Genomic DNA, 13,059 nt, shown 5'->3' with positions numbered 1-13,059 from the left:
CCCCCCCCCCCCCCCCCCCCCCCCCCCCCCCCCCCCCCCCCCCCCCCCCCCCCTTTTCAAGCAGAAGACGGCATACGCGATCATGAGTACTGTCTCGTGGGCTCGGAGATGTGTATAAGAGACAGGTCTTTAATTACGCCAACAATTTGAAAGGCATTCTGATGTTCGCCTTCTCCGCTCTTGTACATTTGGCCAACGATGTTTTTGCCCAGCAGTTTAGCGGCCGTTTCATTGAGTACGGCTGTATTGACGGTGTCTTGTTTGTATTCGCGAGAAAAGATACGGCCACTAACTACCTGTGCACCTAAGGCAGGCAAGGCATCCATGCTTACCGTAACGGTATTGATGTCGAATTGCTGGTCTTTATAAGTGATTTTTTGAGGTACGTTAAATGCATTGCCCATGACCTGCGTAGTGGTGGCCACGTATTGCACACCAGCTATTTTCTTGATCCTTTCGGCAAAATTATCGTCGTAATTCGTAGCAATATTGATGAGCTTGCTCTTGTCGAAGCCCAAATCCTTATGGGCAATATAGCTGGTCTGCATTTGCATTACACCGATGCCGATGATAAAGGTAACGGCGATGATAAACTGCAGGACAACCAATCCGTTTCTTAAAGCCATGCCTTTAAATCCGCTTTCATAATTACCTTTCAGCACCTTTACCGGGTTGTATTTAGACAGTACCCAGGCTGGGTAGAAGCCCGCCAACAAAGTAATAAGCACGAAAAGGCCTAAAAGCTGAACCACCAGGCTAAACAGTTGCTTGCTGCGCCAGAAACTCAGTTCTACTTCAAAATGATTACTAAAAGCAGGCAAAAGCACTTCAACTAGGGCAACACAAATAAACAGGGCCAGTAAGCTCTGAATGGCCGATTCGACCAAAAATTGCATTACCAGTTGTTTTTTATAGGCTCCCAATACTTTCTTTACGCCTACTTCTTTGGCTCTTTGCACCGACTGCGCAGTGGCCAGGTTTACAAAATTGATGACAGAAACCAGCAACAGGAAAATAGACAACGCTACTATAGGCTTTATTTTATCGAACCAGCCCGAACTCAATGCCGGATTTGAATGTACCTGCTGCATAGGAAAGGCCATTAGGCCCGGCTTTTTCCCCTCTTTGTAATAATCGGCGAAATTGATTTTGCGCTGCGCAAAGCTGGCCTTTTTAAAATCGATGTATACTTTTAGCAAATTCTGGTTTAGCGAAGCCGTATCGAGTGCTTGGTTGGCCAAGGCATAAATCTGGCAATAATTAGAACTCCCAGGGTTTTCAGGGTCCTTTTCCCGGTTGCCACTATGGGTAATGGCGTTAAAGGCTACGCTTTGGGCAGTTGCCGGATCGGCCACCACGCCCGTAACCGTATATTCCTCGCCAGGATCATTGCGCCACATGACCAATTTCAGGGTCTTGCCAAGCACCTTATCGGTTCCATACAGTTGCTTGGCTATACTTTGTTTCAATACAACGGTATGGGGCTTATTGATGGCCGTTTTTTCGTCGCCATAAATAAACTGATAGGGAAATACTTTAAAAAAAGACGAATCGGCATCCCTAAATCCCTTCTGTAGAACCGGCTCGTTCTGGGCCACCTTGATGGAACTATAGCCGTTGCCCCAGTTGTTGCTGATCTTGGTGACGTGTTTGAACTGAGGCACTTTCTCGGTAAGGAGATTGGCAATGCGCGAATCGCCGATATCTTGCCAATGAGGCTTGTTGTCGGGCGTAAAGAAATCGTGCATTTCCCTGATCTGGTAAACCTTTTCGAGCTGTGTGTCCCATTGATCGTAGTTTTTTTCGTGGTTGATGAACAACAGGAGCAATACAAAAGCGGTGAGCCCAAGTGCAAGTCCGCCGATATTGATCGCCGCATAAACCTTGTTTTTGAGCAGGTTCCGCAATGCGATTTTGAAATTGATCTTAAACATATAATTGATTGGTTGGTTTATTTATGGTTTATCGGCTGCTTAGCGCATGGACTTATTTACCATAACCTAAGCATTTCATTGTTAAACTATTGAACGGTTAGCCCCGAATTGTTATCCGCAAACTGCTCAATGAAAACTATCGCACGGCAACGGCTAAATCCTCTTTAATTACGCCATCTTCTATGTTCAATATCCTGTTGCCATACTGTGCATTTTTCTCCGAGTGGGTTACCTGCAAGATGGTAATCTTTTCTTCTTCATTCAGTTTTTTAAACAAATCCATGATCTGTTCTGCCTGTGCCGATTGCAGGTTTCCGGTAGGCTCATCGGCCAAAATAATGGAAGGCTGCGCTACTAGGGCACGGGCAATGCCCACCAATTGCTGCTGGCCACCCGAAAGCTGGTTAGGAAACAGGTCTTTTTTGGCTACGATATTAAAACGGTCGAGGATATCGGCAATTCGACTTTTGCGTTCTCCGCTCGAAATCTTTTTGTACAGCAAAGGAGCTTCGATATTTTCGGCCACGGTCATTTCATCAATGAGGTGGTAGGCCTGAAACACAAAACCGATGTGGTTGCGGTACAGTTCTATTCTTTTGCGCTCGTTCAGTGCGGTTACATCTTCGCCCATAAAATGGTACTCGCCATAAGTTGGCTCTTCGAGCATGCCCAGGATGTTGAGCAAGGTAGATTTTCCGGCACCCGATGGGCCCATGATGGAAACAAATTCGCCAGCTTTGATACTGGTGGTTACATGGCGCAGGATATAGCTTTTTACCCCTTTATTGGCGTAGTATTTTTCTATGTTTTTTAGTTCGATCATCTGACTTTATATTAATTTGTTGATGACGATTGCCAACCGGCAACCGCTTGCTATGTTATTTATTCGTATTTAAGTGCGTCAATGGTATTGGCTTTTGCCGCCCTGTACGAGCGGATGCTCACGGTTATGAGCGTAATGACCATGGAAATAAGCATTGCCCACACAAACGGCCATACGCTGAGGTCTATCCGATAGGCAAAACCCGAAAGCCAGCCGGAAACAAACAGGTAAGCCAAAGGCCAGGCCACCAGGTTGGCTACAAAAACCATCCATAAAAAAGAACTGTTCAGCATTTTGACCAGCTCTTGGGTCGATGCACCCAACACTTTTCTGATGGCCAGCTCGCGCGTACGTTGTGTGGCCACAAACGAAATTAAGCCGAAAAGTCCAATAAAAGAGATAAAAATAATGATGCCTGCAAATACCTTGAACAGCATGCCCAAGGTTTTTTCTGCTTCATAGTAATTGTTGATGCTCTCGTTCAGAAATTGGGCATAGTAAACCTCCTGCGGAAAAGTGTCGTTCCATATTTGCGCTACCTGTTTCATGGCCGACATCATCTGGTTGTTGTCTATTTTGAGGGCCATGGTGTAGTAGCGCCTGCTTTCTGGATAAATGGCCAGTGGCGAAATACGCTGCTGAAGCGATTGGTCGTTAAAATCCTTCACTACGCCAACAATCGGAGCCCTCCTTCCATTTTGGTCGATGATTTTGCCCAAAGCCTGTTGCGCATCGGAAATATTGACCTGCTTAAGGAAAGTTTCATTCACCACATAGGCATTTGCCGAATCGCTTTTGGCAAATGCCTTGCCGGCAATGAGCTGCAGTCCGAACAGCTTAAAGTAGTTTTCGTCTGATGGCGCCAACCTTACTTCAAAATCCTTGTTTTGCTGCCCATCAAAGCTAAAACTGGTCGTATTCAAGTTATTAGACATCGGCGCCATGGTGCAATAGCTGACCATTTCTACGCCGGCAACCTTCAATATCCTTTCTTTAAGCGTACCCCGTTTGGCCTTACTGGCGCTGTCATTGGGCAGGCCTACCATGGCTATCGATTGTGTATTGAATCCCAAAGGTTTTTTGCGCATGTATTCCATCTGGTCCATGATCACCAACGTACCAATAATCAAAACCACCGTAATGGCAAATTGTACCACTACCAATATCTTCCGCAGGCTCAAGCCCCCTGCATTTACGGTTACCTTGTTTTTAATGGCCAGCGCCGGATTGAAGCCCGAAATAACCAATGCCGGGTAAAAACCAGCTAAAAAGCTTACCAACACCACCAAACCCGTCATAAATATAAAAATAGACTGATTTTTGAAAAGGCTGAAGTGGACCTTATTGTTCAGTATCTTCTCCATCAGCGGAATCGACAATTCAGACAACACACAGGCAATCAACAAGGCAACGAGGGTAATGGCCAAGGTTTCGGTAAGGAATTGAAAAATCAGTTGCTTGCGCGCACTGCCCATTACCTTGCGTACCCCAACTTCTTTAGAGCGGTTAATCGATTGCGCAGTGGCCAGGTTAATGAAGTTGATACAGGCTGTGAGCAGCAGAAAAAGCCCAATAACGATTAGTCCATAGATTTCTTTTTTCGTGATCGTATTTTCGCCAAAACTGCCATAACGTTCGTCAAAATGTATGTCTTTTAACGATTGTAGTCGGTTGCTCTGGTTACCGGGCAGCAGGTTTCCCTTGTTGTATTTTTCGTTAAACTTGGCCAAAGGTACTTGCAGATCTGCAAGGGTAGTTCCTTTTTTCAAAAGCGCATAGCATGCATTGCTCGAGCTTACCGATTCCCAGTCCTTATTGTTTTTGGCGTAATAGGTCTGAAAACTCACGACCACTTTTAGTGGAAAGCTGCTGTTTTGGGGCATGTCTTTAAACACGCCGACCACTTTAAGCGTGCCGCCATTAATCGTAATTGGCTTGCCCATCGCCGATTTGGCATCGCCGAAGTATTTTTGGGCCATGCTCTCGGCCAAAACTACGGCATTGGGATCGGCCAAGCCGTTATTCTGATTGCCATACAACCAGTTTACGTTGAAAATATCGAAAAACTCGGGATCGGTATAGTATAGAAACTTGTCTTCCTTGATCTTTTCTTTACCTTGTTCGTCCTTTACAATGACTACTCCCCCATCGCGCAGGATACCTGCTACTTTTTCCAAACCGGCAATATCGTTACGCGCCGCTCCAATTAACGGAATGGGCACGCCAGCAGAGTTATCCTCGAAGCTATTGTATTTCCAATCGGTAACAAAACGGTAAATACGATCTTTATTTTCAAAGTCCCGATCAAAACTAAGCTGAAAGCTCACATAAATAAAAATCAGGATACAACAGGCCATACCGATAGAAAGCCCCAGGATATTGATGAGGCTGTAGCTCTTGTTTTTCCAAAGATTTCGAAGTGCGATTTTAAGATTCAGGCGGAACATAGCATCAGAGTTTAATCGTTAATTCTCATTATGCCAATTTTGTACCAAGCGAAAAAAATAAAAACAAAACGTTAAAAATCAATAACTTACAAAAACAAAAAAATCAAAAATGTTCGTTTCCGAACACCATGCTGTACGGTAGCGGACGGCTACTGAACCAAGGCATTGGATACATCCTGGCAGGTGGTTTTATTCGTATTTGAGGGCTTTAACCGGGTTTGCCTTAGTTGCCTTACGTGCCTGCAGGCTAACGGTAATCAAGGTAACCACCATAGAGGCAATCAAAGCCAACACAAATGGCAAGAGACTGATATTTATCCGATAGGCAAAGCCGTTTAGCCATTGCTTGGCCAACACATAGGCCATTGGAAAAGCAAGGACATTGGCCAGCAACACCATCCATACATAGCCTTTATTGAGCAACAACAGAATATGGGTAGTAGCCGCGCCCAACACCTTGCGGATCGCAATTTCCTTGGTTCTCTGCCTGGTGATCAAAGCGGCTAGTGCAAACAGGCCAAACAGCGACAAACTGAGTGAAAGACCGGAAAACAGGGCTATCATTTTTTCGAAACGTTCGTGTACGACGAATACTTTAGACAGGTCGTCTGCCACAAAAGAAAAGCTTGCCGGATAAAATTCGTTCATTTCGGCAAAGATCTTTTCTATTTCGGTTAGCACCTGCCTGGTTTTGGCCTTATCAAACCTGATCAGTGTGGTAGGTTTGTGCGTAAAGCCCACCCCCTTTTTCCAATTATTGGTTTCGACTACGTAAATAGAAGGCTTTACATGGCTTTCGAAGCCTTCAACCTGGATATCCTTAATTACACCGATAATATTTACCGGCACAGTATCATTGGCCATGATGGTTTGACCCACCATATTGTTCGCAAAAAGCTTGGCAGCGCTTTCGTTGATGATGGCATTGTTTATTGTATCCTGAACTATGGCCGCCGAAAAAAGCCTCCCTGCTACCAACCTGGCATCTAAGGCCTGCATCCCTTCTATGCCCATGCCCAGCCCATAAAGTTCTTTGGTTTCGTTTTGGTATTTAAAGCGCTGCACCGAAGAGGCATTGTCGCCAATTATGCCCGAACTGAAAGCTACGTACTTGACCCCATCGATGTGTTTGATGCGTTGAAAGTAAGAACTGGCCTCCCCTCCAATATCCGAGCGCAAGTTGAGAATGCCCATGGCCGTAAAGCCTTGGTCGCGCTGCCTGAGGTAGCTTAGTTGCTGGTTAACCACCAAAACACCTATGATGAAACTGATGGAAACCACCAACTGGGCCGTTACCAAGGCCTTGCGCACCGCGCTTCCTTTGGTGCTTGTGGCAAAATTTCCTTTTAACACTTCGTAAGGCCGAAAAGCCGAGAGCAACAAGGCAGGATAAAGTCCAGTAAGCAGTCCTACCACCGCTACAATACCCAATAGCTGGGCCAACAGTGGCAACAACAAAGGTCCTTTAAATAACGACAGCTCCAAGCTGAATGATTGGTTTAAGACCGGCAAAGCCAGCTCTACTAAGAGCAAGGCTACAAACAAAGCCATCAGGCATTGGATAAAAGTTTCGGCAAGCAACTGGACAACCAATGTGCGCCTGTAAGCGCCCATTACTTTTTTAACACCCATTTCCTTGGCCCTTGCAGTAGCCTGCGCGGTAGCCAGATTAACAAAATTGATAACCGATACCAGCAGCAACAAAATGGACAACCCGATCACCGGCTTTAGGCTAACTTTCCAGCTGGGCTGTTCGAGAGGATGCTGATGAACGTCCCTGAGTTGGGCGAGGCGCAAAACCGGTGCGTTACCCTCGGCCTTGACTTTGGCCAATGAACTTTTTTCTTGGGCCAGGTAACGATCTTTTGCTGGCAGGTAGGCCTTTTGCAACACCTGATTAAACTGCCCAAGGTTGTGAATGGCTTTGGCTCGAACATAAACTTCGGCAGGGCTGCCGGTGGTCGATTCGGTATCGAAGAAATCTCCATCTTCAAAAACAATGGCCTGAAAATCGATGCTTGAAGGCGTTTTTGGCTCTCTTACCACCCCAGTAACCGTAAATAAGTCTTCAGCACCTTTCCAATTGCCACCTGCAATGGTTAGCGTTTTGCCTACGGGATTGGCTTCGCCAAAGTACTTGCGTGCCAAACCTTCTTTTAACACGATACTGTTGGGCTGCATAAGCGCCCTATCTGCATTTCCGAATTTAAAATCGAAAGGCAATACCTTAAAGAACAAGCTGTCGCTACTCCTGATACCCGATTGCAGCACCGGTGGCTTTCCGGCAACAGTTACCGCATTTTGCCGGTATTCGAGGTTGATTTTGGTAACGGCATCTACCTGGGGCATACTTCCTACAATTTTAGAGAGGCGCAGGTCGATTTCGCTACGCCAATGTGCCTTTTTGTCGGTAGTGTAATAGTCCGAATATTCCTGTAGCTGATACACGTGCTCCAGCTCTGGTTTCCAACTATCGTAGCTTTCCTCGTGGTTGGCAAACAATACAACAAAAACAAATCCAGCCAGGCCCAAAGCCAATCCGATGATATTGACCAAGGCATAGTGACGGTGCCTCAGTAAATTGCGCCAAGCGATTTTAAGGTTCAGTTTGAACATTTGCAATGATTTAGGCCTGAAGATTAGGCTGTCTACTTATTCATATTTCAATGCATCGATGGTATTTGCCCTGGCCGCCTTATACGACCTGATGCTTACCGTAATCAGGGTAATGAACATCGAAATGCACATGGCCAAAACAAAGGGCCAGATACTCAAATCTACCCTATAGGCAAAGCCGTTTAGCCATTTAGACACAAACAAGTAAGCCAAAGGCCAAGCCACCAGGTTAGCAATAAATACCATCAATAAAAAGGAGCCATTCAGCATTTTAACCAGTTCAAAGGTAGAAGCGCCCAATACTCTTCTAATGGCTACCTCTTTGGTTCGTTGCGTAGCTACAAAAGAAATCAGGCCAAACAAGCCGATAAACGAAATGAAGATAATAACACCGGCAAAAACCTTGAACAAAATACCCATGATTTTTTCGCTTTGGTAGTAGTTATTGATCACGTCATCTAAAAACGACGATCCGTATACATATTCCGGATATACCGAATTCCACGTTTTTTCAATATCTTTCATGGTTTGCATCATCAATTTGCTGTCCATTTTTACCGCTATGGCCGTATAGGTTTTTTTATGGCTCATGATGGCGATCGGCGAAATGGCATCGCGCAGGGTATTGTTGTTAAAGTCTTTGACCACGCCAACAATGGGTCCCGAGAAATTACGGCTTACCCGCATTATTTTGCCAATGGCATCATTTGGATTCAGTACGTTGAGCTTTTTGAGCAGGGTTTCATTTACCACAAATTCTTTGATGGTATCGCTCTTGCTCAGGGTTCTACCTGCAATCATCTGCAAGCCAAAAGTGTTGAAATAGTTCTCGTCGGCCATTTTGGTGTTGAGATCGAAGTCGGCATCCTTAGAACTGTTATAAGAAAAACTGGTTCCGTTGTTGTTAAGCGAAGAAGGGGCCGCACTACAGAAAGAAGCGCTTTTTACTCCCGGTATTTGCATGATACGCTGTTTGAGCGCATCATACCGCTGTACACTGATGCTGTCGTTGGGTACATCGACCATGGCAATGGCCGAAGGATTAAACCCGATTGGTCTCTCCCGTAAATATTGCATCTGTTTGATGATAACCAGGGTGCCGATAATGAGCACTACCGTTATGGCAAACTGCACCACCACCAATACCTTGCGCAGGCCCAACCCGCCCGTGTTCGCTTTGATCTTGTTTTTAATGGCCAAAGCCGGACTAAAGCCCGACATAACCAAAGCTGGATAAAAACCCGATAAACAGGCCACCACCACTGTTAGCACGGCCATGAACACTAAAATAACAGGGTTTTGCAGCATACTGAAAGAAATTTTGGCTCCAAACAGGTTCTGCATGCTCGGCAAAGCGGCTTCGGTAAGCACGCAGGCAATCAGCAAGGCCAAAACAGAGATGGCAAAAGTTTCGGTGAGGAATTGTGCTATCAGCTGCTTGCGCATGCTGCCCATTACCTTTCTTACCCCAATTTCCTTCGACCTGCTTACCGACTGCGCCGTAGCCAGGTTAATAAAGTTGATACAGGCCGTGAGCATTAAAAAGGCACCAATTACCATTAAGCCGTATAGCTCTTTCATCGGCATGATGCTGCCTGCAAAATTGCCATAGCGCTCGTCGTAATGGATCTGGTTTAATGGCTGAAAGTTGTGGCTTTCCTTACCAGGGGCTTTTTCGGTGTAATACTTGGTTAAAAACTTAGACAGAGGCGCATCGAGGCTACTCACGTCAAAGCCTTTCTTTAACAGCACATAGCATTCTGAGGCCGACGAAACAGCGCTCCAATTTGTCAAATCCTTGCTTTTATAATTTTTGTAGGAAAGTACAATAGTTAATGGAATAGAATTGTTTTCGGGAACATCGTCAATTACACCTACCACCTTGTAATTGATGTCGTTTTGGTAATTGAATGATTGGCCGACCGCATTTTGCCAATTGCCAAAGAAACGGTTGGCCATTTTTTTAGAAAGTACGGTAGTATTGGGATCCTTTAAGGCCTGGGCGTTGCCGGCAAGCCATTTAAAATCGAAAATGCCAAAGAAATCGGGTTCTACATAAAATACGTCTGCGGTGGTTTTAAGCCGCTCTTTGCCATGGGCATCGTTTACCTTAATGATGCCCCCGCCACCCTGAATGGCCGATACTTTTTCCAAGTACTGCGAAAAGTCGTTACGCATGGCCGCGGCCAAAGGCCTCGGTACACCCTGCGAATGAAAATCGTTGCCATCGGTATATTTCCATTCGGAAACTACCCGATAAATCCGGTTTCCGTTCTTGTAACCTTTATCGTAACTCATCTGGTAGTTGATAAAAATAAAGATGAGGATACAGCTGGCCATGCCAATAGAAAGGCCCAAAATATTAATCAATGTATAGCCTTTGTTTTTCCAAAGGTTTCTTAAGGCAATCTTTAAGTTAAGTTTGAACATCTATTTTTTTGGTAAGGTTCGGCAGTTCATTAATTTTATTCGTTGATTACTCGTATTTTAAGGCATCAATGGGATTTGATTTGACTACTTTGATAGATTGTAGACTCACCGTTAGTATGGCAACAACCAAACAGGCTACCATAGCTATCACAAAAGGCCATACAGAAATGCCCACCCTGAATTCGTAAGCCGAAAGCCACTTGCTCACAATAATGTAGGCCAAAGGAAAGGCAATGAGGTTGGCAATAGCTACCAGCTTAACAAAGTCTTTGTTCAGCAAGGTGAGGATGTCGGTAGTGTTGGCACCCAATACTTTTCTAATACTGATTTCTTTTTTGCGTTGTTCGGCCATGAAAAGCGCCAAGCCCAGCAAACCCAAACACGAAATAAAGATGGCAAATCCACCAAACCAGTTAGACAAGGTGCCCAACAGCTTTTCGTCGTTAAATTTCTGTTCAAAATTATCGTCAACAAACACCCTGTCTACCGGGAAATCGGGGTTGATGGATTTCACCACCTCATCAACCTGGTTTACCGAGGCGCTGATACTCTGCTTTGGGTTTAATCGGATAAGCACCCTGTTAAGGTCTTCGGGATAATAATACATCATCATTGGCCTCACGCTTTGGTAGGGAGATTCGTTGGTAAAATCCTTCATTACACCGATTACGGTTACCTGATCGCTGCCAAAGGTTAAAGTAGCTCCCACGCCTTCTTTCAGGTTCATCACTTTTGCCGCGGCTTCGTTAATCATCACTTGTCGGCTCCCCGAATCGGCGGTGGAAGAAAATTCCCTCCCCGAAACCAATTGCGAGCCTATGGTTTTTACAAAGTCAAAATCAACTGCACGGGTATTGAAAAGCACCCTATCGTTAGGGTTCTTGCCAGGCCAGGTGATGCCAAAAGTATTGTTGCCACTTTCGTTTAAACCGGTACTGAAGGCACTGACGTGGCTAGCCGCACCCGAAGCCAATAACTGTTGCTTCAGCAGATTGAGCTTGCTTTGATCAAGCAGGCTTCCTTGTATCGGAATTTCGACAAGACCGGTCTTTTGAAATCCGATGGGCTTGTTTTTTATAAAATTAAGCTGCTGGTAAACTACCGCTGTACAAACAATAAGACAAGCGGCAAAAGTAAATTGAAATACCACCAGTACCTTCCGTACAGACACCGATGTTTTGCCCGGCAGGCTAAAGCCTTTCAGTACTTTGATAGGCTCGAAAGACGACAAATAAAATGCAGGATAACTTCCTGCCAACAGGCCAGTAACGATGGTTAAGCCTACCAAAGCGCCCCAAAACCTCCAATCGTTGTAGTCAATGGCCAAATGAATATTGAGCAAGCCATTGAAATAAGGCAGGCTAATTTCGATGAGCACAAAAGCAACAGCCATTCCTATCACAGCAAGCAGCAATGATTCGAGCATGAATTGGTTGATGAGCGATTTCCTCGACGAGCCGATTGCCTTGCGTACGCCAACTTCTTTGCTGCGCTTCTCTGAACGGGCTGTAGAAAGGTTCATAAAATTAACGCAGGCGATAAGAAGAATACAGAACGCCAGAATAAAGAAAAGCTTAATCTGGTCTATACGGCCACCTACCGGTTTACCACGCTCGAATTTATCGTACAAATGCCATTTGGTAAGCGGATGCAACAAGGCTGTACTTACATTGGCATCTTTAATGTGACGGCCATAAATTCCTTTCATCTGAGCATTAGCTTCATTAAACGACTTATTGCTTTGCAACTGGACCAAAGTTAAGCAATGGTTGCTGCCCCAGTTGTTGTTTTTCGCCCATGGATTTTGTTTCAGGTACATGTCCCAAGTGAGCAGGTAATCGAAGCGGATGCTGCTGTTGTAGGGAATATCGGCAATAACACCTGTTACCTTAAGTACTTCATTATTGTTGAGCTTCAAGGTTTTATTGAGAGGATCTTCGGTACCAAACAAGGACCTGGCCAAAGTTTCGGTCAAAATAACCGAATTTATATCGCTTAGCGCCTGCTCGGCATTGCCGTTCAAAAACTTAAAATCAAATATCTTTAAAAATGCCTTATCGGCAAAGACGGTATTTTTTTTGAACTGCTTTTTGTCAAAGCCAATCAGCTGCTGTTGCGGATAGCTTGAGTGCGATGCGTAGGCTACGCCTGGAATGGTTTCTTGTACTTCTTTGGCCATGACGCCAGGTGTCCAAGCCCAACTGAAAGTTTCGGCATCGGTTTTAAAGTTGTTGTAAACTACATAGGTTTTATCGCTATGGGGTGCCTGCCTATCAAAACTCCACTCGTAGGCGACGTAAATGAGCAATAACATGCAACTAGCCAGGCCAATGGCCAAACCACCAACATTTATCAAGGTATAACCCTTGTTTTTCCAAAGGTTACGCAGTGCGATTTTAAGATTCAGCTGAAACATATATCTTTTTTATAGTTTGGCTATGCCAATTTTTATACCAAGCCACAATTAAAAAACAACATACTAATTATCAATTAGTTAAACATAAACCTCATTCAAAAATGTTCGTTTTCGGACAATCAATTGTACATAAGCGAACGATGCCGAAGAGTAGCTTATGGGTTCATGAGTTTATTGTGGGATTGGTATTATTATTAATTGTTGAATTGTAATAGGATTAGACAAATAACTGGAGACTGAAAACCGACAACCGGCAACTGGCAACTGAAAAACCGGCATCAATCTATTCATATTTCAATGCCTGTCTCTTATACACATCTGACGCTGCCGACGAACCACGACATGTGGTGTTGTAGGTGGGGGGGGGGGGATGGAATAGGGGGGGGGGGGGGG

Annotated in this window: 6 protein-coding genes; all 6 read right to left on the bottom strand. The window is 44.9% G+C overall.

The features are described 5' to 3' along the window. Positions 1-80 precede the first annotated feature (80 nt). Complete coding sequence (locus JHD69_RS17010) at positions 81-1,934, bottom strand: ABC transporter permease (protein WP_199141546.1); 1,854 nt, start codon at positions 1,932-1,934, stop codon at positions 81-83. A gap of 136 nt (positions 1,935-2,070) precedes the next feature. Further along, the gene (locus JHD69_RS17005; protein ID WP_199141545.1) at positions 2,071-2,757 is read right to left on the bottom strand and encodes an ABC transporter ATP-binding protein; all 687 of its coding nucleotides are present in this window, start codon (positions 2,755-2,757) and stop codon (positions 2,071-2,073) included. Between the two features lie 59 nt (positions 2,758-2,816). Next, positions 2,817-5,204, bottom strand: a complete 2,388-nt coding sequence (locus JHD69_RS17000) for an ABC transporter permease (RefSeq protein WP_199141544.1) — start codon at positions 5,202-5,204, stop codon at positions 2,817-2,819. A 189-nt stretch (positions 5,205-5,393) separates the two neighbouring features. After that, a complete protein-coding gene (locus JHD69_RS16995) occupies positions 5,394-7,820 on the bottom strand; it encodes an ABC transporter permease (protein WP_199141543.1) in 2,427 nt (808 codons plus the stop codon). Between the two features lie 36 nt (positions 7,821-7,856). Then, complete coding sequence (locus tag JHD69_RS16990; protein WP_199141542.1) at positions 7,857-10,250, bottom strand: ABC transporter permease; 2,394 nt, start codon at positions 10,248-10,250, stop codon at positions 7,857-7,859. A gap of 46 nt (positions 10,251-10,296) precedes the next feature. After that, the gene (locus tag JHD69_RS16985; protein WP_199141541.1) at positions 10,297-12,666 is read right to left on the bottom strand and encodes an ABC transporter permease; all 2,370 of its coding nucleotides are present in this window, start codon (positions 12,664-12,666) and stop codon (positions 10,297-10,299) included. Between the last annotated feature and the right edge of the window lie 393 nt (positions 12,667-13,059).

Origin of the sequence: Pedobacter sp. ASV12, assembly GCF_016429155.1 — a bacterium.
Lineage (GTDB): Bacteria > Bacteroidota > Bacteroidia > Sphingobacteriales > Sphingobacteriaceae > Pedobacter.
The sequence above is the reverse complement of the archived record's forward strand: the minus strand, read 5'-3'. Positions and strand labels throughout refer to the sequence as shown.